Here is a 26,287-nt window from a genome sequence, read left to right as displayed (position 1 = left end):
GATATATCTGGGTTTCAAGCATTTTTGAGACCTCATCTTACCTCCCTTGCATCTTATGTTTTTTGAGGTTGAGATAGATTTCAACACGGAGTTGACAAGGAAGGGAAAGTAGCTCATACTATAAATAGTTCAAATTTTGAAATATATATTTAGTGGAGTAAATCTGAGACGACTGTGAGCCAAGCAGACGAGCTAACGCGTTGCATTGCTGCTCTTGCAGACCTGTTTGAAGTTGCACAGCAGAGTCTAGGGGAAGCAGCTAATCTTAGTAAGCAAGAATGCAGAGTAATCAATGTGGTTGGTCAGTCTCAATCACTGATTATGCGCGAGATTAGTGAACGTTCAGGACTGAGCATTACTAACACGACAGGAATTGTGGAAAAACTCGTGAAAAAGGGATACTTGCGCCGCGAACGTTCAGATGAAGATAGAAGGATCGTAAGAATTTGTTTAACTCCTGAAGGAGAAAAGATTTATGCGATGGAGGTAGAAAATTATCGGAAGGTGAGTCAAGCAATTATGAATGCGTTAGACGAGCAAGAGCAACAACAAATGTTACGGATGATGAAAAAAGCAACCCGCCATCTTGTAGAGGAAAAAATCAGACCACAACGATCGCATCTGTAGCGTTGATCTCATATTTTTTTACCTATATACTTCAAAATTTGAACTTTTCAAAAGTTGTATTAAATAATTGAGGCTCAATTAAAAAAAGGAGAAAGAAAATGACCTACATCGGGAAAACTGCGCTTATTACAGGTGCATCAAGTGGAATCGGAGAAGTATTTGCCCATGCGCTGGCACAACGAGGGATGAATCTTGTCCTTGTGGCACGCTCAGAAAGTAAGTTGCAAGAACTATCAACTCAACTGAATAATAAATACGGAATTAGGGCAGATGCGATCGCTGCTGACCTCAGTTGCGAGAATATAGGCTTGTATGTGTATGAAGAGACGCAAAAGCGGCAATTGCATGTGGATATGCTCATCAACAACGCGGGTTTCAGTACAAAGGGAAACTTTGAAACCATTTCACTCGATAAAGACCATCAGCAGGTGATGTTGAATGTTGTATCGGTTGTTGATTTGACCCATGCTTTTATTCCAGCCATGTTGGAGAAGGGTGAAGGCACGATTATTAATATTGGTTCCACAGCCAGTTTTTATCCGCTACCCTATCAAGCGGTTTATGGTGCAACCAAAGCATTCATTCTTTCTTTTAGTGAAGCACTGTGGGCTGAATATCAGGGCAGAGGGATTAAGGTACTTGCTCTGTGTCCAGGCCCTACAGATACTGCGTTTTTCAATGCAATGGGGCAAGATCTAACCCTTAAGAAGCATTCACCCCAAGAAGTTGTTCGCATCGGCTTGTCTGCATTGGAGGAGAATCGACACTATGTGATACCTGGTTTGAGAAACACTTTAGAGTCAAATGTTTTACCACGCCTTTTGCCTCGTGTTGCTCTGGCAAAGCTGGTTAGCAGCATCAGCCAAAAAGTCTTTCAGTCCGCTGACTGAAGAGGACAAGGGGATAGGGAGATAAGCGGACAAGGGTAAAAAAGAAAAACCCCCTTGTAAGAGGTTGTTTGAAAAGTGGTTAGCTGTGATTTTAGGCACTTGTTGATCCCCCTTCTAGCCCCCCTTAAAAAGGGGGGAATTAGAATTAAAGTCCCCCTTAAAAAGGGGGATAATGGTGGATATAAAACTTTTTGCTACCAACTAAAGGACTTTTCAAACATCTTCTAACAGACGGTTTCAAGTAGAGACGTAGCACTGCTACATCTCTACTAAATTCATTTATATACAGCGTATTTCAGTTTTTTTACCTCGCCCATTGCTGCAAAATATAAGCATAAAAAGCATCTTTATCTACTTTATCCATTGCATAAATCTTCCGACCACCAGACACAATTTTAGTTCGCCCCTGACTCAGACCACTCGTAACAATTTCTGTTTCCCATTCGCGCAATTGATAAAATTTTGGATGTCCCAAATAAGCCGTTGCTAAAACATCCCAAAAATAATAATCTTGGGGGATAACTAATGCATAACATTGTCCTGCTAAATCGGAGAGGGGATAGTGGCGTTGTCGCCCCATTTTTTGCACTAATTCTGATGTGACTGGGACATTGTTCGTCAAATCCAAAGGACACATAATAATTTCAATTTGGGTTTCCCAAACTCGCGCTGCTGAAATTGGGTCCCAATAAACATTCCATTCAGCGGAACCATCTTGTCCTGGTTCTAAACTTTTTTCTACATTACCAGGAACATTCAAAGCACCCCCCATCCAAACAATTTTGTGAATCTTGGCTTCAATGTCTGGTGCTTTTTCCAAAGCGACTGCAACCGTCGTCAACGGCCCAGTTACCATCAAGGTTACGGGGTCTGATGCTTCACGTAATACCTGAATCATAAAATCTTGACCAGTTTCAGCAACTAAAGGCGTAGTGATGGTTTCGCTTTGGTTGAGAATGGGGAGATGGTCAACAATAAAGGAATCGCGGCGATAAAGATTGGGAAATGGGTTAATACCACGTACAGTACTTTCTGCAACCGGAATATGAGAAAATCCCATCAAATCGAGAATTTTCCGTGTGGCGCTAACAGCTGGTTGGATATAACAATCGGCTGGGGTGACAACAACACCGAGAAGTTCGATATGATCCATTGTCAGCAGCAGCATAGTTGCTAAATAATCATCTACACCGCCATCATGATCCATTAATACGAGTTGTTTTGACATATTTTATTTAAGGAGAATAAAAAAATGGATGAATTTATGCAGGTTGCAATTCAAGAAGCAAAACAAGGCAGACAAGAAGGTGGAATTCCTATCGGTTCGGTTCTTGTCAAGGATGGCAAAATTCTCGGCAGAGGACACAATAAACGGGTACAAGATGCCGATCCTGTTACCCATGCCGAAATTGATTGTCTTCGCAATGCTGGCAGAGTTGGCAGCTATAGAGGTACAACACTATATTCAACCTTAATGCCGTGCTATTTATGCGCTGGGGCAGTGGTACAATTTGGCATTAAAAAAGTTATTGCCGGAGAATCCAGAACTTTTCCTGGTGCCAAAGATTTTATGATATCTCATGGTGTAGAAGTAATTGATCTCAATCTTGAGGAATGCGAACAAATAATGAGTGAATTTATTGAAAGTAACCCTGAACTTTGGAACGAAGATATTGGTAAGTAAAATTCAATAAGAGACCATTTATAAAGTAAAGCTTAAATTGTAGGGTGCGTTAAAGCAGCGCTTAACGCACCTGTAGATATGGTGCGTTACGGCTAAATTAGACTTTCTCAAACGCTCAAATTCCTACACAGCGGTAACACACCCTAACACCCTACTTAAGATTTACTTTATACAGCGTATTTCAGGTAAATGAGGTACACAGATAGGGGCGCACAGCTGTGCGCCCCTACGATTATCTGTACCTCACCAACTTGCAATCTGCTGTAAATAATCTTTACAGTTTTGATAGTGGTAAACAAGCTTTTATATTTACTTGTTCAAAAATAGGAAATATTTGTTCTTGTAGTATTTTTTTGTTTGAGCTTGGAAGTCTATTTAAAACAGATAAACTTTGACTATAAAAAAGCTGATATTTAGAGCAATCATTTAAATATACATGAGCGATCGCCAGACTCAATAGCGCAGTATATTCACTGTAATCATCTTCATTTTTTTGTACCAGTGGTAAAACTTGCTGCCCGTAATTAATGGCTAAATTAGGATCATCTTTAAGGAAAGAAGCTAAAGACATATATGCCAAAGCTTGAGTTTCTGCTCCCGAAAGTTTATGTTTACGTGCGATATTTAAGAGTTGTTGAGAATAATTCATCGCTTGATCGTTTTTATAACCAAGCATTATACCATACAAAGAAAGATGTCTTAAGGCTGTAATTTCACCGTTAATATCCCGATTTTTCCGAGCATCTCCTAAATACTTTTGAAAGAAATTAATAGAATCATTTAAATTATTTGGAGCTACTATAAAACCTATATTTTTGAGAAACAATTCTTCTAAAGAATACTGTTGTTGATTGCGGGTTTCATCTAAATCAAGTTTACTTTCTAGAGGCCAAACTCTTCTGACTACTTGCCCAATAATATTTTCTTTAGGAACAAAACCCCAACAACGACTATCGTAACTATTAGTGCGATTATCCCCTAGTGTTAAATACGAGTTAGGTGGTAGAGTTTGAGGTTTAGACAAAGCAGGTGGTTGTTCATCCGATGCACAAACATCTATAGTTGTTTTTTGTTTGGGATGAAGATACTTTTCTTGAAGAAGCTGATTGTTAATATATACTTTACCTTTTCTAAGTTCTACTTTTTCTCCAGGTAGAGCAATAATCCGCTTGATAAATGGTTCTGTATACTCTAGCTGTGTCAATTTTTCAGTAGGCTTAAATATAATAATATCGCCACGTTTAGGCAATTGAGAATCGTAAACAAATTTATCAACTAATACATAATCTGCATTCCATTGCACTGGACTACCATATAAAGTAGTTTCCATTGAACCTGCTGGTATCCATCTAATCTCAAACATTTCTCTCAATGTCCGAATATTGCTGCTATCAACAGATAAGATTTTTTTGGTGGATAACTTATCCCTATGAATTTTCTGCAATAATTTTTGGTGTTTAACCTGTGAAATCTCAGAGTTCAATAGGGGAATGAAGCTAACAACACTGAGGAAAGTCAGCAATATAAAATCAATTCGCATAAGTTATATTCGGATAATTCTTATGAATTATCAACTTTTTTATGGTGTGGTTTTGAGTATTATTACATTTTGTAATATAATTATATTTCTTGCCACCGATTTAACTTATTCATCGGCTATGTAGACGAGAAACCACCACAACTCTAGCCCGATTAAAGCTAAACCAGCGATCGCCACACCAATTTTCAAGCCCAAAGGTTGCTCTATGTGGTGAAATTGGCTACTTTGTTCTGAATGAACTGGCATTTCTGCTAAGGCTACAGCTGATGTTCCAGTCAGAAAAATTAAACCAGCCAAATTTCCCCAAATAATTTTTTTACTGAACATTTGCTAATACCAAAAAAGGGACTGGGGATTGGGGATTGGGGACTGGGGATTGGGTAATGATCTGAAAAATTATGTCTGGGATTTTGGATCGCATAAACCCAGATTCATCAAGGCTATTCCCAATCCAAAATCTAAAATCTAAAATCCAAAATTCAGAGAGTTTTTGGTTGAAATTTACGCAATCTTAGGGCATTACTCACAACAGAAACCGAAGAAAGAGCCATCGCGGCTCCGGCGATAATGGGATTGAGTAACCAACCAAAGATTGGGAAGAGAATTCCAGCTGCAATGGGAATGCCGATAACGTTGTAAATAAAAGCAAAAAAGAGATTTTGCCTGATATTGTTGATAGTAGCGCGGCTGAGTTGAATAGCCGTCACAATTCCTTGTAAATCTCCAGAAATGAGCGTGATATCGCTAGCAGCGATCGCCACATCTGTCCCCGTACCGATCGCAATTCCCACATCAGCCTGTGCTAGTGCTGGGGCATCATTTATGCCATCGCCTACCATTGCGACAAGGGATTGGGGATTGGGTACTGGGGATTGGGTACTGGGAAGAATTTTTCCTAGTCCCCAGTCCCTAGTCCCCAGTCCCTTTTTTTGCAGAGATTGGATTATCGCCGCCTTTTGATCTGGACGGACTTCGGCAAATACTCGCTGGATGCCGACTTGTCCCGCGATCGCATCAGCAGTTTGACGATTATCTCCGGTAAGCATTACTACTTCTAAACCCAACTTTTGTAGTGTTTTTACTACTGTTGCGGATGAAGGTTTGAGGGCATCGGCAATACCCATTACTGCTTGGATTTCGCCATCTACGGCTATGAAAATAACTGTTTTGCCAGCAGCTTCCCATGCATTTTTATACTGCTCAATAACCGTGGTATTAATTTCGAGTTCTGTTAACCAGCGTTGAGTACCAATTTGCACCAGGCGATCGCTAACAATTGCTTGGACGCCACTACCTGCGATCGCTTGAAAGTCTTTAGCCTCTATTAAACTCACCTGTTGAGACTCGGCATACCTAACAACAGCTGAGGCTAAAGGATGTTCAGAATTACGTTCTACCGTTGCTGCTAACTGTAAAAGCTTGAGTTCGTTACCATTGGCTGTGCCGTTGACAGTTACAAAATCTGTAACCGTAGGTTTACCCACAGTTAAAGTGCCGGTTTTATCTAAAACTATAGTTTGGATTTTGTGTGCCAGTTCTAAGCTGTCTGCGCCCTTAATCAAAATACCATTTTCTGCACCTTTGCCGGTTCCTACCATTACAGAAGTAGGGGTAGCTAAACCCAAAGCACAAGGACAAGCGATAATTAGTACACCTACCGTTGTCATTGTTGCTAAGGTGAGGTTGCCTGTGAAATTAAACCAAATCACAAAAGTGGCGATCGCAATGGCAATCACAGCTGGTACAAACCATCCCGTCACTTGATCTGCCAACCGCTGAATTGGTGCTTTAGAACCTTGTGCTTGTTGCACCAATTTGACGATTTGAGCCAAAAACGTATCTTTTCCGACTCGTGTCGCCCGAAACTGAAATGCACCCGCACCGTTAATCGTTGCTCCAATCACTTCATCTGGTGGTTGCTTTTTGACTGGCAAACTTTCACCAGTCACCATTGCTTCATCTACCGTGGAAACCCCTGCAATCACTTCGCCATCTACTGGAATTTTTTCGCCAGGGCGTACCAAAATCACATCGTTGATTTTGACTTCGGCAATGGGAACATCAATTTCCACACCATCGCGGATGACTCTAGCATCTCTGGCTTGGAGTCCCATGAGTTTGCGGATAGCTTCAGAAGTTTGTCCCTTGGCGCGATTTTCCAATAATCGCCCCAACAAAATTAAGGTAATGACAATGGCAGCAACTTCATAATAAACATGAGGAATCAAGCCCTGAGCAATAAAAAATCCAGGAAAAACGGTAATAAACAAAGAATATAGATAGGCTGCACTTGTACCCAAAGCAATCAGCGTGTCCATCGTTGCCGTATGACGCTTAAAAGCTTTCCAGCCATTGCGGTAAAAAGATCCACCACACCAAAACACGACCGGTGTTGTCAGCACTAGCTGTACCCAGGGATTCTCCAGGAAACTGGGAATCAAGGGCAAATTTACCCCAGTCATCATCGGCAGCGATCCTAAAAATAGGAAACTGCTGATTACACCTCCTACCAATAGCTTGAGTGAGAGTTCGCGTTGTTTTGCTTGTCTAGTTGCTGTCTCGGCATCATCTTCTGGAGACAGGATTTCTTCGGAGAGTGAGTCAGAAGAGTAACCAGCAGCCGCGATCGCACCTTGGATTTGTTCTAAATTGGTGAGAGAGCGATCGTAATTGATGGCGGCTTGTTCAGCTCCAAAGTTAACGTTGCAGTCAATCACCCCGCGAACCGAGCGAATCGCCTTTTCGACGTTGTTGGCACAAGCGGCACAACTCATGCCTCGAAGTTTCAGTGTGAGAGTATCCATACTTGGGATTGGGGATTGGGGATTGGGCATGGGGCATGGGGCATAGGGCATAGGGCATAGGGCATAGGGCATAGGGCATAGGGCATAGGGCATTGGTTATTTCTCCCCCTGCCTCCCCTGCCTCCCCACTCCCCACTCCCCACTCCCCTTTCTTTAGCCGACTGGATAGCCAGCAGCAGCTAACGCTTCCTTAATCGCTGTTTCTGAAGCTTGAGTTTCGACGCTGACAAGCTTGGTTGTTGGATCGGCTTGAATGCTAGCATTGGCATCGACTGCCTGAAGTGCTTTGGTGATGGTACTTGCACAAACAGAACAAGCCATGTTGGGAACTGTGAGTTGGAAAGTCATAGATTTACGGGATAAAATAAACAACCTCGCCACACCAAGCTGGATGACTGGGACTTAATCTTACATCCCAGAAATTTATGATTTCTGGCCGAAGAATCGCCTTGAATTTATCCTAGACTCTCCAGCTGGCTAGAGAGTCTAGAGATTTTTAAAAGTTTCAAAAATACAATGTGCTACAACAACTTGTCACCGGATGAAAGTGTGTGCTATTAAGGTGATATATCTGTTGTTTTCCCCACAATTCTGGGAAAATAACCCCCTTGAGACGCGGCTGCTGAACCCAAGTCTCCTTATCTCTTCACAACAAAGGGTCTTTTTTAAGACTCTAATTTGGAGTTTTCATGCAGCCAAAAAATTTAAAACGTCTCCTGCGTGCTTTACAGCGGCAGGGTTTAGATGTCACTTACAATAACAAGACTTATTCTGTTCGCCTAGCTAATTATCCTGATGCTGCTGTAGCAGAAGTATTAATACCGGAAGATTTACCCGTAGAAGCTAAGGCGCTGAAGCAGTTAGCGAATTTGGCAAGCGTCCGTCACCCGTCGGGTGGATGTGTGTGTCGTGCCTGTGCTACGCCTGACTTTCATCCTGGTGATGCAGGGGTTGCCATTGGTTCAGTTGTAGAAACTGTGGGTCAGGTAATCCCTGGTGCTGTCGGTTCTGACATCAATTGTGGGATGCGTCTACATGTAGCTGATTTGACAATCGAGGAATTTCTCGCCAAGCGTGACCAATTCGTAGAACGGATGAAGGGGGATTACTTCTTCGGTACGCGTGATGTAACTATGACTGCCCAAGCAATGCAAGCTTTATTTCAGTACGGAGTTCCGGGTTGGTTAGATGCCATGCTAGATCACCCTATGGGGAGTGTAGTTAAGTCTGATTTGCAACAACTTGCCGAAGAAAGCGATGCCATCTTCTTAGGTGGTTCAATGGATGGTGACTGGAAACTCGCGCCTGAAGAATTGGTTCCCGATGCTGGACTAGTGCGCGATGGCGGACTAGCAACCATCGGCGGCGGCAATCATTTTGTAGAGGTGCAGCGAGTTGATAAAGTCGAAAACCGCACACTTGCCCATGCTTGGGGAGTGCGCGAAGGACAGCTAGCTTTTATGATTCACTCTGGTTCTCGGAATGTGGGTAAGTACATCGGCGGAATGTGGCGAGATAAAGCTAAGGTGGCTTGGCAAAAAGGTTTGAAATACCCAGATTCTCAGATTTTTCCTCTTTCAAATTCTTCTCATCCCGAATTAGTTGCGAGTTACCTGCAAGCTGAGGCAACAGCCGCTAACTATGGCTTTGTCAATCGCCTGCTGTTAGCGGAACTACTACGTCTGCGTTTGCGAGAAGTATACAAAGATGTCGAAGCACCTCTAGTTTATGACTTACCGCACAACATCACTTTACCAGAAGGTGAAGGATGGATAACACGCAAGGGTGCTTGTCCCGCCCATCCAGGACAACCAGTGATTATCCCTGGTTCAATGGGTGCTTATTCTTATTTAATGGTGGGCAGAGGCAATACAGCATTTTGTAATTCTGCTTCACATGGGGCGGGAAGAATTCGTTCTCGCTTTGACCTCAATCGCAGAGGTGCATCCCAAAGTGAGGCAGAACTGGGATTAACTGGAGTAGACTGCATCACCTTGCGTGAAGAACGCCGCATTGAAGAAGCACCAGCCGCTTACAAACCGATTCAGTCTGTGATTGATGTCCAGGTTGAGGCAGGAATGGTTGATGTTGTGGCGCAGTTGAGTCCGGTGTTGACGTTTAAGGCGTAAATTAGTCAAAGGCAATTAATTATTGCAGCTAGATTTATCTAAATGTAACTTAAGAGTTAATTGCCATCTAACTGAACGATAAAATGTAATTAGGGGAGTAAAATAAATTTAAAATTTTACAACCCTATCTCTTGAAATAAGGAACAGTATTTTTTATGCAGATGCTCGATATAAACACAGCTAGTCCTCCCCTATCTGTAGTTCGCATTGAAGTAGAACGGCTCTTTGGTAAGTATACATATAGTTTGGCAAAAAAAGATAATAATCCTCACATAGATTCTTCACTAATTATCCTTTATGGGGACAATGGTTCTGGTAAGACTACTATCCTTAAACTTTTATTTCACCTGCTATCAACAGGTAACCATCGCGGTCATCGAACTTTTTTAGCTAAAACCCCTTTTGCCAAGTTTTCAGTCTTTCTTGCTGATAGAACAAGTATTATTGCCAGCCGAGTAAATGGGACTTTAATTGGCTCATTTCGACTTCAGCTTTCACAAGAGAATAATATTATTTTTACTGAAGATATTCAGGCTGAGTCTGATAATAGGATTCAAGCAATACAAGATTATCTCCCAGGATATGAATTTTATCAGAATATTTCCCAACTTCAATTAAGTTTATTTTTATTAGGCGATAATAGAGTTTTAAATAGTGATATTTTTGAAACTGAAGATATACAAGATGAAAGGCAATTAAGGCGAATGATATTATCAAATATTGGTAATCCGCTTGATGATAAATATAGTATAAATAGAAAACATGCTCTTAAAACGTCTATTCATAGAACTGAAGAATGGATTCGCGATCAAGCCTTAAAAGGAGCTAATCAAGGAGAAGCAAATGTTCATAATATATACGAAGAAATTATTACAAGGATTCTTCAGACTTCAGGAAGTTTAGTTGAAGAAGAATTATCACAATCAACTGAAATGCTAATCAGTGAGCTAAAAGCCCATGAAGATCGTAGTAAAGATTTTTCTCGGTTTGGGTTAATGCCACCATTAGAGACTCAAAAAATTGTTAACATACTAAAATCTAATACTAAAACTGATTCTTCAATTATATCAAGAGTGTTGAAACCTTATTTAGATAGTGTAACAGGACGTTTTGATGCTCTCCAGGATACACAAAGTTTATTGACTATTTTTGAAACGACAATCAATAAATTATTTTTTCGTGATAAATATATAAGGTTGCATGTCAGAGACGGACTAAAAATATTTACTGAGGAAGGAAAAGAATTATCTCCAGAAACTCTTTCTTCGGGAGAAAAGCAACTCTTACTACTTTTTTGTAATACTCTCACCGCGAGAGATAAAGCAACAATCTTTATTATTGATGAGCCAGAAATATCACTAAATATCAAATGGCAGCGTCAACTTATTCGTGCATTGCTTGAACTGACAAAAGGAAGCCAAGTTCAATTTATATTAGCTACTCATTCAATTGAATTACTTTCTCAGTACAACAACAATGTCGTTAAGCTTGTGAAGTTGGAGAAATAATTCAGAAATGGAGAATCAAAGACGACGCACGCTTGACGAGCTTGTAACTAGATATGAACTTGAACCATATCTGTGTGATATATATGTTGAAGGTAGGACAGATAAGCTATTGATAGAATGGTTTTTAGACCATAAAGAACATCAAGATTTTGCTGTTTATGAAATTGATACAGTTGAAATTCCTGCCCAATTACTATTTCAACTAGGATTAAAAGACAATAACCGAAGTCGTGTTATTGCTCTTGCTCTATATATATACGATAAATTTTCAGAAACTTCTCTACATATTACATGCATCGCAGATAAGGATTTTGATTGGATATTTAGCAAAGAATATCAGTGTGATTTACTATTATTTACTGATTATTCCTGTCTTGAAATGTACCTATTTAACGAGGTTGTTTTAGATAAATGCCTGCGTTTAGGGCTACGTTTGTCTCAGCCCAAAGCTAGGGAAGTACTTAATCAAGTATCTAGGGTATTAGAGGATTTATTCTTAATTAGGGCTACCAATGAAGCACTTGAATTAAATATGACATGGCTAGAAAAATTTGGTGATTGTTGTAAATTAGATAAAAATAATAATCAGATTCAGTTCGAGTTCAAAAGTTTTATTACTAAATATTTAAATAGCAATAATAAGCGCTCACAGGAATCGAAATTTATAACTAAACTCGAAGAATTACGTGCAAAAGAACTGATAGATATACGATATAAAATTCATGGACATGATTTTACTGAGCTTTTGTATTGGTACATCAGACCCTATCTTAGGAAAGAAATCAAGAGTTCTTACAATTCAGAGATTCTGGCAGGAAACTTATTAACATGTATTGATGCTGAAAAATTATCTCAAGAAGGTCTATTTCAGCGCTTACTGGCTCGTATTGATAGATAATCTAAAGGAATCTGACCAAGTTTACTTTGACAGATTTCCTTTAAGGGACTTCCAAGGAAAAAAATATTCCATCGTAGGGGCGCACAGCTGTGCGCCCCTACAAATGTACAAATAATTTGGGATAATTTATTCTCTGGAAGTCCCAAAATCCAACCATCTGTTTTTAGGGATGGCATGAGCTTAACTGTTAAGTTTTAAAGCTTCTTGGGAAAGGGTAGTAATTATGTCTGGTAGTGGACGATCGCGATCGCTTTCTTCTGGTGTTTCCCTACCCAAGGATGTTTCTTTTACCAACCGATAAACATCGGCTGCACCTTGAAAAATCCGCTCAGTCAAATCCAACGCTTGAAATGTCTCTGCAATCTCTTCCATTTCTCCCACCCATCGATGTGCTTTTGGTGTCATGGATGGTAGGGAACGAGTAAGTATTTTTGCTAGTTCTGGTTGGCTACTGGACACTTCATCCCACAGTTCTTGGTCTAAATCTAAGCGGTGGGCTGCAATCAGCAATTCTGTACCGATCGCTGTTAATCCTTTTGTCAGTGCTGCATAGCACATTTTTAACCCAGAAGCTTGACCAATTTCATCGCCAATTACGCGTACATCTAATCCATAATCTCGCAATTGTTGGAGTTCAATTGCCTGTTTTCCGGATGCATAGATGCGGGTGCGATTGGGAACTCGTGGAGGCGGGCCAATGATTGATGCATCAACAAATTGTCCGCCCTTTGATTCAATTATTTGGGCAATATTTCTCACTTTCTGGGGTGCGATCGCGTTGGCATCAACATATAAAATGCTTTTGCCAACGCTGCCTATTGCTTGAGCTACTTCTTCTGCTGCCTCTGTGGCGGCCGCGGGAACTAGCACTGACAGCACCACATCGGATTCGATCACTAGTTGTTTGAGTGAACCGACATCCTTGATGTTGGCTACGGCGGCTAATTGTCGAGTGCGCTCGCTTCGATTATCTAAGGCAGCAATGGTTTTCAATCCATGTTGATTGAGTACAGCGGCGATGGCCTGCCCCATGTCGCCCGGACTTAAAATACCAACAGTTTGAATTTGCATGGAAAGCTTGATTCCGAAATGCTGCTCAAAGAGTACTGGTGTGCGCCCTTTATTTGGACACCCAGTACTCCTTGCTTGGCATGGGTGGGGAGATTGAGTTATGAAACAAAATACAGTAAATTGATTGAGTTACCGTATTTTATCTAAATAGGAAGTTATCACAAATTGTTCTCAAAAAGCAAGCTATTGAATGACTCAAAAAACAGAAGTATACAAATTTCTGCTAGCTTTTGTTGCTGGCTTTCTAGCAGTGCTGGTATTTCACCAAGGTTTACTGGCGCTGCTACATGGAATTAATTTTACCCCACGTCCAGCCTATCAAATTACACCCACGCAGCCTTTTGGTATACCGCAATTGCTCTCAAGTGCTTTCTGGGGAGGAATTTGGGGTTTAGTTTGGGCAACGATGACACTACGCTGGCAAGTAAACAAAAATTATTGGTTAGCAGCGCTAATATTTGGTGCTGTTGCACCGACATTGATTGCCTGGTTTATTGTTGCACCATTGAAAGGTCTGCCCATAGCAGGTGGTTGGAAACCAGCCGCGATGATTACAGGTTTATTAGTCAATGGTGCTTGGGGATTGGGAACAGCTTTATTATTTAATTGGTTTGCCAGAAGGCAAGTATTGCAGTGAAGGCGACAATCAGACTAGCTGATGAAAACGATGCATCAAAAATCCTGGAAATTTATGCACCGATTGTCCAGGAAACTACAATTTCCTTTGAATTAGAACCACCCAGCAAAACGGAGTTTCAAAACCGGATTAAGAGCTATCAACAGCAAATGCCTTGGCTAGTTTGCGAAATTAATGGTGAACTTGCAGGCTACGCTTATGCTAGCCCTTTTTGTATAGGTCAAGGTCAAAAAGTACAGTTTTAATCATGTAGCTAACTATACGTAATAGTTCAAACCTCAAATTATGTCAGAAATAGCTAATTTCTCTGCATCTGAACTCTTATCACTATACCGCGATCGCCAGTTGTCACCAGTTGAAGCAACCAAAGCTGTCCTAGAACGGATCAATGCTTACAATAGCTCAGTTAATGCCTTTGCGATCGTCGATGAAAAGACCGCCCTTGCTGAAGCCCAGGCTTCAGAAGCGCGTTGGCTCAATGGAAATCCGTTGGGCTTGGTGGATGGTATACCCTTTACTGCCAAAGATTTACTGTTAACCAAGGGTTTACCAACGCGCCGAGGAAGTAAAGCGATTATCACCAATCAACCTTGGGAAGAAGATGCACCTGCGGTGGCTCGTTTTCGGGAACAGGGAGCAGTACTACTCGGAAAAACTACAACTTCAGAATTTGGCTGGAAGGGTGTCACCGATAGTCCCCTGACTGGTATTACCCGCAATCCTTGGAATACAGAACTGACTCCCGGAGGTAGTAGCGGCGGGGCGGCTGTGGCTGCTGCATTAGGGATGGGTACACTTCATCTCGGTACTGATGGCGGCGGCTCGTCAAGAACACCGGCGGCGTTAACAGGGGTGTTTGGTTTCAAACCCACTTTTGGACGTGTGGCTGGTTATCCATCAGCCCACACTGGAAATTTGTTTCATATTGGCGTTCTTGTTCGCACTGTTACCGATGCAGCAGTCACATTAAATGTTATTGCCCATCCTGATGTTCGTGATTGGTATGCTTTACCAGATGAGCAACAAGACTATACTTTAGATTTAAATCGGGGTGTAGCTGGATTGCGGATTGCTTACAGTCCAAACTTTGGATACGCCGATGTTGACTCCGAAGTAGCCGCCTTAGTTAAAGCCGCAGTCGATGTTTTTGCCAAACTCGGTGCCGTTGTTGAACAAGTCGATCCTGGTTTTGCCAATCCCCGCAGTATTTTTCAAACCTTGTGGCAAGCGGGTGCAGCCAAGCTACTGCGCAGCTTTAGTCCAGAACAACAAGCTGTGATTGAAGAAGGGTTACAGGCTACTGCTAAAGAAGGCGATCGCCTTACTCTATCAGAATACATCAGCGCTCAGGATGCTCGTGAAGCTTTAGCCAGACATCTGCAACGCTTTCACCAAAACTACGATTTGCTAATTACTCCCACTTTACCTACAGTCGCTTTTCCCGTGGGACAAAACAGACCCCAGTCATATATTGACAATCCGCAGCGAGATTGGTCGCCTTTTTCTTATCCTTTTAATTTGACACAACAACCCGCTGCTTCTGTACCTTGTGGCTTCACCAAAAACGGTCTACCTGTAGGTATACAAATTGTCGCTGCCAAATACAGAGATTTACTAGTATTACAAGCAGCTAAAGCTTATGAAACGGTTTCTCCTTTCGTTATGCCTGTAGCCTTTTTCAAGGCTAATAAAAAACTCTCGTAGTCATCGTAGTTGGGAAAAACATCAGTCGCCCCCTCGTTGAATAATGCTTTAGCTTCATTGTCTGAGGCAATACCAATGAATGAATATCCTGATTTGTGAGCCGAACGAATATCCCAAACACCATCACCAACGTAAACAACTTCAGAGAAAAGTTGATTGTAATAGATTTCGGCTCTAGAATGTGCGATCGCCATTATTCCCTCACGCGACTCGTCATCATCCGAAAAAGCACAAGGAATATAATCAATGGGAAGATGAGCAGATTTTAACTTGAATATCGCTGATGCTGTCCAACCTCCTCCAGCATAGGCTACCTGATAGTCAGAAGATGCAAGGAGCTTTTTCAACATATCAGATGAACTTGGTATTGCTTTTACTCCACTGTGTGCTTCGGCACCGTCGATGAGTAATTCTAAAAAACGCTGTTGAAATGCCTCAACTTCGCTAGATGAAGGAATGCGACCAAGTTTACTTTGACAGACTTCCTTTAAAATACAAGCATCTGTGACATGAGTATATGATGTCCAGTCACTTGATACTTCTGAAAAACCAAATACTTCATATAATGCTTGTAAATATGATTCATTGTCGAGGTTATTCGATTCAGTAAGAGTGCCATCAATGTCAAACATTACTAATTTCATCATATTTGCTCTAGTGAGTGGTTCTCAGATTTACAGCGTATTTCAGGTAAGGGACTTCCAAATAAAAAAATATACAATTAACTCTTGTGGGGTGGGCGTCTCGCCCGCCCCACAAAATTGGATAATTTATTTCTTGAAGTTCCCTAAATGAAGTATACGGATAGGGGCACAGCCATGTTCCCTACGATTATCTGTACCTCACTCTAAGTTCAGACACTCCTTAAAATACTCTTGCTGCAAGATAGACATAATAATTAAGGAATCATACTTCCCTTCTACTTTCAAACATTCACGCAACGTCCCTTCTACTACAAAACCTGATTTTTTATAGACAGCTTGGGCTAGTTTATTTTGTACTTTGACATCCAACCATAATCTATGAGCCTTGTAAGTCTCGAATGCTAATTGTTTAATCATTTGAACTGTCACTTTGCCATAACCTTTTCCTTTTTCAGTAATCACAATTCGACGAAATTCAATGCTTTGATTGGAATCAAGCAACCCTGCTAGGATAACGTAACCTACTCTTGTTTCATTTTTAACAATCAGATGAGCAATATCAGGATTTACTATAGCTTGTAAATGTTGTTCACGTGACCAAGGAATTATATACTGGCGATTTTCATCATCAGTTTCAGCACCCAGAATGTAATCAAGGTCAGCTTCCTCAGTTTTGTATAAGCATAAGTTCGAGTTATTTACCCTCATACTTTTATAATGTTCAGAGCGGGACTGAGAAATTTCAATGTAGGGTGCGTTGCGCTGCGTGATACCATTTTGACAAAATATTTAATACAGATACATATGTAAGTGCGTACAGATGTACGCCCCTACAACGAATTTATTCCTTAAATTTATACAGAAAATACAAAATATTGATACACATATCGTCATTTGTATTACTTGTGTTCTGTTTGTTAATATGAGATGATTATTTACACTAAATACTTTTTATCGACCGACTTACAGTATTTTAAGTGGTAAAACGGACAGATATGTGTATTTGGCAACTTTGTACAAAGGCTGCACAAGTTGTTTGGCTGACTTACACAAGAGCTTTATTAGATAGTTCAGGAATGTAGACATGAATTTAAGATATTTATTGTCAAAGTTGAAAAAACCGAAGTTATTTACTTTGGTAGCAGTATTTTTTGCTGTTGTGGTGATTGTCCCGTTATTACCTTTTTCGGCATTCTCAGCTAATCCTCGTGCTAATATTCAGCTTGTTTCACCAAATTGGGTTGTAGAGAATTCCAAAAATGCAAATTTGCGAATTTTGGATGTACGTAACTTTCCTCTCGACTATATAGAAGGACACCTTCCGGGTGCGGTGAATATTGCTGATACTGCTTTTCGCGGGCCAAAAGAAGGCTTACCCGTGCAGTATTGGAACAATCAAAAACTAGGAGAAATTTTTGCTAATTCCGGATTAACAAATAACAGTCGTGTTCTTGTATATTCAGATGACAGGGATGTTTTAGGTGCAACAATGGTTGCTTATCTACTAGAACGTTCTGGACTGAAAGATATCGCTGTATTAGATGGTGGCTACACAGGTTATAAAGCTGCTCAAGATGTAACCAAAGAATTTCCTAAATACTCAGTAGGCAAATTCACAGTTCGGGATAACCCTTCAGTTCGAGTGACTTTAAATGATGTGAAAAAGCTCATTGGAAAGCCAGGAGTTACTTTTATTGACCCCAGACCAGAAAAATTATTTCGGGGTGAAGAAAATATTTGGATACGCAACGGACATATTCCTGGTGCACGGAATATTCCTTGGGTGACATTTGTGGATGCTAAGAATCCTCACAAATTAAAGTCATTAGACGACATTAAGAAAATTCTCACAGATAAAAAGATTAATCCCTCAAGTGACATTATTGTTTCTTGTAGCACAGGAAGAGAAGCAACATTACAATATGTCGTCTTAAAGCATCTTCTTGGTTATCCAAAAGTCAGGATCTATGAAGGTGCTTGGACTGAGTATAGCGCTCAAAAAGATTTACCAGTAGCTACTGGAGAAGAAAAATTAAGTTAATACCAAATCAGGAGAAATGTATGAAATATGCAATTTTGTTAATTGCAGCAGCAATTACCATCCTTGGGACAGCAGATGTATTTGCTGATAATAATCAGGATCGAGATACTTTAGTAAGTTGTAGAAGAAGTAAAGATCAATCACCAGTAAATTCTACAAGCGATCGCTCAGGAGCTTAGTTGTATTAAATTCATAAGTCTAGCCGAAGAATCTCCCGCTAGAATCACAAGCATTTTAGCGGGAGATTGTCAATATTTAATACTCAAAATTTAGTATTCAGCACTACTAAACTATCCAGGATAGAACACGAATGTCCGCAACTCGATACTCTCCCGTGGAGGTGGATTCGGCGGGCTGGTGGGGTCTTCAAATGCTGTATGGAGTGCAAAGCGGGCGCGTCCGTCGTCTGCGGAGTCGAAACACTTGATAAATAGCGCTTCGTTCCTTTGCATTTGTGGGAAGTAGTACCACTTATGTTTTGGGTTGTAAGTGACGGCGTAGGTTTCACCAATGCGATCGCGGTATATTAGGTTATTAATTACCAGATCTGTTGGTGCAACACTTTGGGCATCACATAGTGTTAATGGTGATTCTTGAATTGTGTCACCAATTCCTCGCCAAACATTGATAATTGCAAACCGTTGTTGTAATAGGCTGTCAATGTTATCTATACCCTGCGCTGCCAACTCTCTGCGTGCGCGTCTATGTCCGCCGGAAGTGCTGAAGTCATTGTGTACGCGCTTGACGGGTTCCCTAATGCCATTGTTGATGTCCTGCTTCATCAATGCAGCATTACGCAAGGTGTGATCGAATATCACTACCTCAGTTGCACCAGTCACTTCTTTTAATAACTGTTTTGCTTCTGGGTAATAAACTTGGCGTATTTCCTCTTCATCGTAAAAGTTACGAACCCTGGTATTATGCTCAGTAAATGCGAAACCTTCTCGATCTAGCGAGATATTCTCTGAGATCGAACGAGCATTGTAGATTGGCACCTTGTATGACTGATAGCTGCCATTGGAACGGAGAACACTTGATGGTGGTTCATAAGCGTAGTTGAAAAGCTTGTCTGTTATTGGCAGCAGGTAACTGAGGTCAGCCTCTACAGATGGCAAATCCTCAAAAATCGGTCTGTCTAGAACTTGGCTATTTAAGCTCATAAGTCATACCATTTGTAATTTTGTGATTAGACCTGAGTTGAAAAGGGAGTAGGGAGTGGAGAAAAGAAATTTTCTAGGACTGAAGTTTCAGGTTAACTATCCACCGGTTTATTCGTCCCTATATCAATAAACTTAGCCAATACCGGCAAATATTGCATGAACAACAGCGATCCCAGGATGCAAAAAAACAACAGACATGACCCACAAAAGTCATCTCTGCATGACCATTACGAGGATGTGAATAATTTAACTGTACAGTACTTGCCCCTTGTAAAATACTACTTGTCTACCGAGTTTACGGTGTTTATTTTAGGAGTATTACATGGCTATAGGTAAAATTCAAGTCCTTAGACAATAAAATATATGATTGTTTAAATTTATGAAAAACTAATAGTTAGTGAAACTAAGTATATCTTGGTTTACTTCCTTAGCTGAAAAAGTAAGAAGCCTCTCACCTATTGGGAGTGTGGGAGGGGTGGGGTGAAATTCTCTCCCAGTCCCTTTTGATTGACAATCTAGGCGATCGCTCTTCACTGGACAGTGAGTGCATAGACAATAGTGCGATCGCAACATTTTACAGGAAATTAAAAAGCCCCTGGTCAAGTCAACACCAGGGGCATCCATCTTTATTCCCTGATACTAGAATCGCATCTGCTAGGCTACGGTACATAGTCAATTATGCAATTCTTTCATAATATTGATGATAATTTTGCAATCAGCCTCACAATTGCCGCAGCAACTCAGTAAAAAGGCTTAGCACTGGGCTAAGCCTACATATATTTAGTGCTTAAAAAGACATCCAAAATTAATTTAGACTGACTTTAAAGACAGTTCATCTTCCTATAGGTTGTGTCCAAATATTCTAAAAATTGGTAAGGAATTACTTAATAATTGATAATAAAAGGCTTGGCTAGGCCAAGCCTCTATATATACCAAGCATTTACTACACCAAGATTAATTTAGACCCACTCTTACTTTAGTTCATCTTCCTATGGGCTGTGTCCAAATATTGAAAAATCTGGTATACCATTTTTTTGGTTACTGAATAAAAAAAGGTTTGGCTCTAAACCAAACCGGAATAATTGCTGTGCTTAACAACGTACTAAATTAATTTAGTTCTACTCTGTTTACAGATCATCATCCTAGAGGATGTGTCTAAATATTGTGAAATTTGATATTGAATTAATTTGTCAAAATAGTGACTTTTCTATTTTAAGTATATATAAAAATATACAATTAACCTAGCTTAGATATGATCGAGACTTAGGGTAAAGTTATAATTAATTTTATACCAAGTATTTACACGGTTAAGTGGTAAAGTTACGATTAGTTTTCAGTTCTAAAATAATTGGACGCATTTTCACCGATAATTCAATACAGTTCAGTTAAGCCTTTCTTTCTTTCTTCTCTTTGTGTCCTTTGCGTTCTTCTCTACGAGACGCTACGCGAATGCGGTTCGTTCAAAAAAATTGACTTTGACCAAGAGTTTTAGCCTTAACTGAACCGTATTGACCGATAATTCGTATTACCAGATCTAGCTAAATCAGAATTACACTGACTTCAGTTTCAGTAGGACAGTATAAATAATTTAAGATTTGTAATGACGACTTTAGTCTTCTCTTGGAGATACCACGGGAACAAAAAATCGCTAAAGAGCCGACACGAGTGCCCAGTCCATAAGGCAGGCAAGACTTCGACGTGAGCGCTCAGTCGAACGCTGCCCACCCCACAAGATTGGATAATTTTATTTCTTGGAGTTCCCTTAAAGCAGATTACTATAGGACACATAACTGTGCTAATGACAAGCGCAAAGAGAATTTGCAACAGATAGATTTGAAAGTTTCTCTTTGGCTGATATCAGGTTAAAAAAAACCCTGGGTATTATTCCAGGGTACATACACGTTTTTCAGGCATTAACAGGCTGAATATTAACTCTGAAAAATAGTTATTTCTACTATCCATAGAATGATACGAAGATTGCCGTATATATGGTATTGATGGTTTTTGCTGCATGGACTATTTGTATATAGTATTTTAGAACACTAAACGGCAGTTTTTTAGAAAATTTTCTATTCCTTTAGTAGGGTGTTAAACATCTTATAAATTGATATTAATCTCTCGTTTAGAGCAAATTATAATAATTAACTTACTAGCTAGTTATAAATTTTCTTTGGTATTACTCATGAAAAAGGCATGGCTAAAAGCCACGCCCTATATATACCAAGTGTTTACCATACCTAGCTAATTTAGAATTACTTTCACTTCACTTCATCTGTCTATAGTGTGTTTACAAAAATTGTACAATCTGTTGGTAAATTAAGAATTTCTGGATATGAAAAAGGTCTGATTTAACCTAGACATTAATCTAATACCCGTGCTTGATACAAACAAATTATATTAAATTATACTTAATTCTAATACATCTAAATTAAAAGATGAAGCGAAAAGTATAATCTGCAAATAAATCTAGTGACTTGAAGAATAATTCAGAAGTCTAAATCACTCTTCGTAGGGCATTATCAACCGCCACTGATAGCGTAGCCTCAAGCCTTTTCTTCTCCTTCTCCTGTGGTCGCCGCTACGCGAACGGCATAGGCTCTCTACGAGACGCTAGACGAACGCTTAGAGCGAGTTCGCTAGCATCTTGAACACCACTAAATCTTCTCTTTCAGAGACGCTACGCGAACTATTTAGTGGGCTTTAATTTATTGGGTAGTCGGACAAAATACGCAACTGAATTCTGGCTCCTGACTCTTGAATTCTGTCTCGATAAAAAAGGCTTGGTTGTAAACCAAGCCTCAGGTAAGAGTAGAGTCTATCAGGAGAATTTAGTCATTTTAATTGACAAATACATCTGTCTTAAGAGAGTAGACAAATATTTTATCGGCTTATTCAAAAATAATTATAGTAATAATAAAAAAGGCTTAGCTGAGCGCTAAACCTCCATAGAAAGCAGTTATTCGACACACCAAAATTAATTTAAACTTGGTCTTAATTATAGTCATCTTCCTCTAGGATGTGTTCAAAGATTATCAAATCTGATATGGGAATCCGGTTTGATTTTTGAACAAAATTAAGTCTTTGTAGTAGCGTGTCAAGACTAAAATGTTGCGAACCAAGAAGCTACTTAGAAAGTTTAATTTATTTACGCCCAAGTACTTAATGTTTTTATTTTATACAATATTAAATAATTGCAATCATCTAAAAACAAATTTCTGCATCAGCTTTATGGTAAACTGGTGGACAGTCTAAAACAGCAATGTTCAAATGCTTGTACCTCAATAACCCTCTCTTATGCCTAACTTCCCTCTTACCGATTTGCCAATAACTTTAAGTTGCGAAATCCTCTCAAAACACTGCTTGAGCATTAATGCTTTCTATTATCTTTGTAAGGTCATTTAAAGCCAAGGGGTGAAACTGAATAAATGATCGCTGTTAAAATCTAAATCTATTCATTACTTAAACTATAGTAAGTAATTTAACAGTTGCTAGTGTTATTGCTTAACTTTCAGTATCTTTTTAATTTGACAAACCGATAGTTCAAGCGATAGTGTTGCAAATAATCATTTGAAGTTTCTAGAGCTTTACTATATAAAGTTATTATGAATCGATTAAGAAAATATTTTGTAATTTTGCGTATAATCGAAAAGTATCTACTAAAGGTATAAGCTTGAGGCTTTCTTACCTCAGCTTTTTTTACGTGGGCGAGGATTATTAGCTAGGCTAAAGCAAAACAAAACCTAATTCTTTCTGACCACTATTTTATCGTTTCCAGCAAGCCTCGTCTGTATCTCTCAAGAAAGACAATGAATCCTAATAAAATCTTCTGGAGAAGAGATGTATTTGGCACATTCATTCATGAGTGATGAAAAGAAGCAAAACTCTCACCAGCCTTTGATTTTGGTAGTGGAAGACCATGATGATAGTCTTCTGCTAATTAGCTATGCTCTAGAGTCAATTGGTTGTAGATTCATTTGTCAAACAGATTGTTCTGCAACGGTGCTGGTGGCTAAAGAATATCAACCTGACTTGATCTTGTTGGATATTTTGTTACCAGGTCTGAGCGGTATCGATGTTGCGTGTCATTTGAAGCAAGAACCCCTAACTTACAAAATCCCAGTGGTTGCAGTCACAGCTTTAGCCAGTAGGGAGGATCAAGAGCGTATCCTCAAAGCTGGCTTTAATGATTACATTAGCAAACCCTACATGATCGAGGATTTAGAAGCTGTAATTCGTCGCGTGCTTGAGGGAAAATCCAGTTTGAACCCAGCTTTTGAGGTTTGCCAAGATTAATACTCCAGCAGAAAATTTTTGAGTTTTTTTTACAAGCTTAGGCAAAAATGATCTCAAATATTCTTGGGTAGTTGAACAGTGAATAAGCTGCCTTTACCAACTTCAGAGGCTACTTGGATAGTTCCTGTGTGTGCTTCTACAATTCGGTGAGATAGATGTAATCCTAAGCCACTACCTGAGCGTTTGTTTCTACCTTGGCGAAATCGCTCGAAAATTGTTGCCTGGTCTTCAGGCGCAATTCCATATCCTGTATCTTCTACTTCTATTGTTACCCAATCTTGATGTTTAGAATGTGGTGATTTTTCAAAAATGCGGACTGTTATGCCTCCTGTGTCTGTAAATTTGATGGCATTTGCAATTAAGTTGTATAGTACTCGCCTGAGTTCGAGCCGATCGCCCATAACTATACCAGCATTTTTATCCAGTGGGTCTAATTCACTGGTATCCACTTTCAAAGTCAAACCTTTTTCATTAGTTAGAGCTATGATTTCGCTCACCACTTCTTGAGCGACTTCTGGCAAATCGCATACCTCCCAATTCAAGGTTTTTTTACCTGCTTCAAAGCGATAAACTTCTAGGAGGGTGTTTACCATGAGCATTAAATTTTCGTTACTGCGAATCATCACCGCGATCGCTGTTTTCATTTCCGGCGAAATTTTGCAGAATGTTTCCATCTCGAACAGATTTAACATGCGATCGGCGGCTACCAAGGGAGTTCGCAAATCATGAGTTAGACGGGAAACGAAGTCTTCTCGTTGGCGTGCCATTTTTTGTTGTTCGTCGAGACTGTGCTTGAGACGCAACAGCGATCGCACTCTTGCCAAGAGTTCGTCGGTATCAAATGGTTTGCGGATAAAATCGTCAGCACCAGCATCCAAACCTTCAACAACGCTGGATTCGTGAAAAGCAGTGATCAGCAAAATTGGAATATAACTAGTAATTGCAGGGTTATTACGAATACGACGTGTAACTTCATACCCATCCATCCCCGGCATCATCACATCTAGCAAAATCAAATCCGGTGGACATTGTTCTATTTTCCCCAAAGCCGTTATCCCATCTGGAGCCAAATCAACTTCATAACCCTCACTTTCTAAAATTGTTTGCACCAAAATGAGATTGTCTCGTGTATCATCAACTGCGAGAATGCGATCAATTTTATAATTTTCAACTACAGACATGATGTATCAACTTGTATCAGTTTTTTTAGTAGTAATTTATAGTTTAAATTTGGGAGAGCCTATTGGTGATTTCCTAACAGGGGTAGATGATTGATGTGGATTTTGAGCCGAACAAAAAACCCCATTCTGATCCAACTGTAAACTCGGAGGTTCCACTACTAAAGTTTCTAATGTTACTTGACGGGGCAATTCAATTCTAAACATTGAACCAACTCCCAATTGGCTCTCAAGAAAAATTTTGCCGCCCATCATTTGTACCAGCGAATCTACAATTGCTAAACCCAGACCCGTGCCTGGATATTTACGAGTAATAGTTTGATCGACTTGGCGAAATGCTTCAAAAATATGTTTGAAATCTCTGGGTGCAATCCCAATACCTGTATCTCTAACGATGATTGCCACTCGGTTTGTAGGTAGTTCCTTAACTTCAACCCAAATCTCGCCAGACTCTGTGAACTTAATGGCGTTGGAAAGCAAATTAATTAAAATCTGTTTTACACGAACCGGATCGTTAAATCCCAAAGGATTTTGTAAGTCTGTTTGCACCAGCAATGAAAGATTTTTTGCCTCAGCTAGAGAACGCATTTCTGCTACAGCGGCATTTATTACCTTTGGGATATCAAATATTTCTGGTTTTAAGTCTAACCGTCCCGCCTCCAACTTAGAAAAATCCAGAACTTCATTTAGCAGCATCAGCAAATGCTTACCATTATTCAAGATGCGCTCAACCATATCCGCTTGTTGGTGCGTTAGTTGACCAAACTTGGGACGCAACAGTATTTGCGAAAAACCAATAATAGCATTCATTGGTGTTCTAAGTTCGTGGGACATAGTAGCCAAAAAATGCGATTTTAGGCGCGATGCCTCCAATAACTTGAAGTTTTGCCTTTGAATCTGTTGCTGTTGTCTTTCCAATTCTTGGTTCTTACGAATCAGCTGTTCGTGACTTTCTCTGAGTTGCTGGTTTGCTAAAGCTGCCTGCATTTCAGCACGATAAACCCGAATAGCGTTCCGCAAAACGTGTGCCAAGATTTCCGAAGATATTCTAGACTTAGAAAGATAGTCTGTAGCACCAGCTTTCATTAATTCAACAGCGATTTGTTCATCTCCTTGGCCAGTTAGGACTACTAGAGGAACTTGAATTTCCGAAGCGCGTATCTGTTGGATGAGAGTTAATCCATCCTGGTCTGGTAAGCGATAGTCGAGGAAAACACAATCATAGGTAGTACTGCTTAAGACAGAGAATGCATCATTGCCATCGCCTACCTCAGACAGATTCATTTGCACACCTGCTTTAATCAGGGCACGGCGTACTGCCATCCGGTCTACTTCGTCATCGTCTACAACCAGAATTTTCAGCGTCTCTTCCATCGGTTTTTATTTTCGCCGTAAAACATAGGTTGATGTATAACATTTCTCTCTTCAGATTATCCTATTAAAGAATGTAAGATTTTCTGACATCTAAAATCTGTAACT

Annotated in this window: 23 protein-coding genes; 12 read left to right on the top strand and 11 right to left on the bottom strand. The window is 40.0% G+C overall.

Annotated features, from left to right (window positions below; translation table 11 throughout):
* Window positions 1-174 precede the first annotated feature (174 nt).
* Complete coding sequence (locus IQ276_RS30180) at window positions 175-627, top strand: MarR family winged helix-turn-helix transcriptional regulator (RefSeq protein WP_190883922.1); 453 nt, start codon at window positions 175-177, stop codon at window positions 625-627.
* A 98-nt stretch (window positions 628-725) separates the two neighbouring features.
* Complete coding sequence (locus IQ276_RS30175) at window positions 726-1,517, top strand: SDR family NAD(P)-dependent oxidoreductase (protein WP_193914534.1); 792 nt, start codon at window positions 726-728, stop codon at window positions 1,515-1,517.
* A 304-nt stretch (window positions 1,518-1,821) separates the two neighbouring features.
* Here IQ276_RS30175 and IQ276_RS30170 read toward each other — a convergent pair whose 3' ends face one another.
* On the bottom strand, window positions 1,822-2,745 hold the full coding sequence (locus tag IQ276_RS30170) for a nucleoside hydrolase (protein ID WP_193914536.1): 924 nt from the start codon (window positions 2,743-2,745) through the stop codon (window positions 1,822-1,824).
* 24 nt (window positions 2,746-2,769) lie between these two features.
* Here IQ276_RS30170 and IQ276_RS30165 point away from each other — a divergent pair, with 24 nt between their 5' ends.
* Complete coding sequence (locus IQ276_RS30165) at window positions 2,770-3,201, top strand: nucleoside deaminase (protein WP_193914538.1); 432 nt, start codon at window positions 2,770-2,772, stop codon at window positions 3,199-3,201.
* Between the two features lie 274 nt (window positions 3,202-3,475).
* Here the strand turns inward: IQ276_RS30165 and lepB are convergent, their stop codons facing one another.
* The 4 genes from lepB to IQ276_RS30145 form a co-directional block, all read right to left on the bottom strand.
* Window positions 3,476-4,741 (bottom strand): signal peptidase I, encoded by a 1,266-nt coding sequence (gene lepB, locus IQ276_RS40800; protein ID WP_193914540.1) that lies wholly within the window; start codon window positions 4,739-4,741, stop codon window positions 3,476-3,478.
* A gap of 105 nt (window positions 4,742-4,846) precedes the next feature.
* The gene (locus IQ276_RS30155; protein WP_193914542.1) at window positions 4,847-5,068 is read right to left on the bottom strand and encodes a hypothetical protein; all 222 of its coding nucleotides are present in this window, start codon (window positions 5,066-5,068) and stop codon (window positions 4,847-4,849) included.
* Window positions 5,069-5,220: 152 nt separating this feature from the next.
* Entirely contained in the window at window positions 5,221-7,545 is a 2,325-nt protein-coding gene (locus IQ276_RS30150) for a heavy metal translocating P-type ATPase (RefSeq protein ID WP_235116098.1), read from the bottom strand.
* A 153-nt stretch (window positions 7,546-7,698) separates the two neighbouring features.
* Window positions 7,699-7,893 carry a heavy-metal-associated domain-containing protein gene (locus tag IQ276_RS30145; RefSeq protein ID WP_190883916.1) on the bottom strand — a complete coding sequence of 65 codons (195 nt, stop codon included), beginning with the start codon at window positions 7,891-7,893 and terminating at the stop codon, window positions 7,699-7,701.
* Window positions 7,894-8,234: 341 nt separating this feature from the next.
* On the opposite strand from IQ276_RS30145, the gene IQ276_RS30140 reads away from it, so the two are divergent.
* From IQ276_RS30140 to IQ276_RS30130, 3 genes are all read left to right on the top strand, one after another.
* Complete coding sequence (locus IQ276_RS30140) at window positions 8,235-9,674, top strand: RtcB family protein (RefSeq protein WP_193917436.1); 1,440 nt, start codon at window positions 8,235-8,237, stop codon at window positions 9,672-9,674.
* Window positions 9,675-9,829: 155 nt separating this feature from the next.
* Window positions 9,830-11,182 (top strand): AAA family ATPase, encoded by a 1,353-nt coding sequence (locus IQ276_RS30135; RefSeq protein WP_193917434.1) that lies wholly within the window; start codon window positions 9,830-9,832, stop codon window positions 11,180-11,182.
* A gap of 7 nt (window positions 11,183-11,189) precedes the next feature.
* A complete protein-coding gene (locus tag IQ276_RS30130) occupies window positions 11,190-12,080 on the top strand; it encodes a hypothetical protein (RefSeq protein ID WP_193917431.1) in 891 nt (296 codons plus the stop codon).
* A 180-nt stretch (window positions 12,081-12,260) separates the two neighbouring features.
* On the opposite strand, the gene IQ276_RS30125 is transcribed toward IQ276_RS30130, so the two are convergent.
* On the bottom strand, window positions 12,261-13,151 hold the full coding sequence (locus IQ276_RS30125; protein WP_193917429.1) for an NAD(P)-dependent oxidoreductase: 891 nt from the start codon (window positions 13,149-13,151) through the stop codon (window positions 12,261-12,263).
* A gap of 190 nt (window positions 13,152-13,341) precedes the next feature.
* Here IQ276_RS30125 and IQ276_RS30120 point away from each other — a divergent pair, with 190 nt between their 5' ends.
* Genes IQ276_RS30120 through IQ276_RS30110 form a run of 3 tightly spaced genes read left to right on the top strand, consistent with a single transcriptional unit; the run spans window position 13,342 to window position 15,492 of the window.
* Window positions 13,342-13,788 (top strand): hypothetical protein, encoded by a 447-nt coding sequence (locus IQ276_RS30120; protein WP_193917426.1) that lies wholly within the window; start codon window positions 13,342-13,344, stop codon window positions 13,786-13,788.
* On the top strand, window positions 13,785-14,033 hold the full coding sequence (locus IQ276_RS30115; RefSeq protein ID WP_235116097.1) for a GNAT family N-acetyltransferase: 249 nt from the start codon (window positions 13,785-13,787) through the stop codon (window positions 14,031-14,033). The genes IQ276_RS30120 and IQ276_RS30115 overlap by 4 nt, the downstream gene beginning before the upstream one ends.
* Window positions 14,034-14,073: 40 nt before the next feature.
* Complete coding sequence (locus tag IQ276_RS30110; protein ID WP_193917424.1) at window positions 14,074-15,492, top strand: amidase; 1,419 nt, start codon at window positions 14,074-14,076, stop codon at window positions 15,490-15,492.
* On the opposite strand, the gene IQ276_RS30105 is transcribed toward IQ276_RS30110, so the two are convergent.
* Together IQ276_RS30105 and IQ276_RS30100 are read right to left on the bottom strand one after the other, a co-directional pair.
* A complete protein-coding gene (locus IQ276_RS30105) occupies window positions 15,426-16,139 on the bottom strand; it encodes an HAD family hydrolase (protein WP_228043082.1) in 714 nt (237 codons plus the stop codon). The genes IQ276_RS30110 and IQ276_RS30105 overlap by 67 nt on opposite strands.
* 195 nt (window positions 16,140-16,334) lie before the next feature.
* A complete protein-coding gene (locus tag IQ276_RS30100) occupies window positions 16,335-16,844 on the bottom strand; it encodes a GNAT family N-acetyltransferase (protein WP_193917422.1) in 510 nt (169 codons plus the stop codon).
* 376 nt (window positions 16,845-17,220) lie between these two features.
* On the opposite strand from IQ276_RS30100, the gene IQ276_RS30095 reads away from it, so the two are divergent.
* Together IQ276_RS30095 and IQ276_RS30090 are read left to right on the top strand one after the other, a co-directional pair.
* A complete protein-coding gene (locus tag IQ276_RS30095) occupies window positions 17,221-18,177 on the top strand; it encodes a sulfurtransferase (RefSeq protein ID WP_193917420.1) in 957 nt (318 codons plus the stop codon).
* 20 nt (window positions 18,178-18,197) lie between these two features.
* Window positions 18,198-18,356 carry a hypothetical protein gene (locus IQ276_RS30090; protein ID WP_193917418.1) on the top strand — a complete coding sequence of 53 codons (159 nt, stop codon included), beginning with the start codon at window positions 18,198-18,200 and terminating at the stop codon, window positions 18,354-18,356.
* 111 nt (window positions 18,357-18,467) lie between these two features.
* On the opposite strand, the gene IQ276_RS30085 is transcribed toward IQ276_RS30090, so the two are convergent.
* Window positions 18,468-19,337 carry a CmcJ/NvfI family oxidoreductase gene (locus IQ276_RS30085; protein WP_193917415.1) on the bottom strand — a complete coding sequence of 290 codons (870 nt, stop codon included), beginning with the start codon at window positions 19,335-19,337 and terminating at the stop codon, window positions 18,468-18,470.
* 3,837 nt (window positions 19,338-23,174) lie between these two features.
* On the opposite strand from IQ276_RS30085, the gene IQ276_RS30080 reads away from it, so the two are divergent.
* Entirely contained in the window at window positions 23,175-23,630 is a 456-nt protein-coding gene (locus IQ276_RS30080) for a response regulator (protein WP_190882812.1), read from the top strand.
* Window positions 23,631-23,683: 53 nt separating this feature from the next.
* Here IQ276_RS30080 and IQ276_RS30075 read toward each other — a convergent pair whose 3' ends face one another.
* Window positions 23,684-24,811 (bottom strand): hybrid sensor histidine kinase/response regulator, encoded by a 1,128-nt coding sequence (locus tag IQ276_RS30075; protein WP_193921557.1) that lies wholly within the window; start codon window positions 24,809-24,811, stop codon window positions 23,684-23,686.
* Window positions 24,812-24,847: 36 nt separating this feature from the next.
* Entirely contained in the window at window positions 24,848-26,182 is a 1,335-nt protein-coding gene (locus IQ276_RS30070; protein WP_190882814.1) for an ATP-binding response regulator, read from the bottom strand.
* Window positions 26,183-26,287 lie beyond the last annotated feature (105 nt).

The sequence above is a fragment of the Desmonostoc muscorum LEGE 12446 genome, from assembly GCF_015207005.2.
In the GTDB taxonomy this organism is placed as follows: Bacteria; Cyanobacteriota; Cyanobacteriia; order Cyanobacteriales; family Nostocaceae; genus Nostoc; species Nostoc muscorum.
The sequence above is the reverse complement of the archived record's forward strand: the minus strand, read 5'-3'. Positions and strand labels throughout refer to the sequence as shown.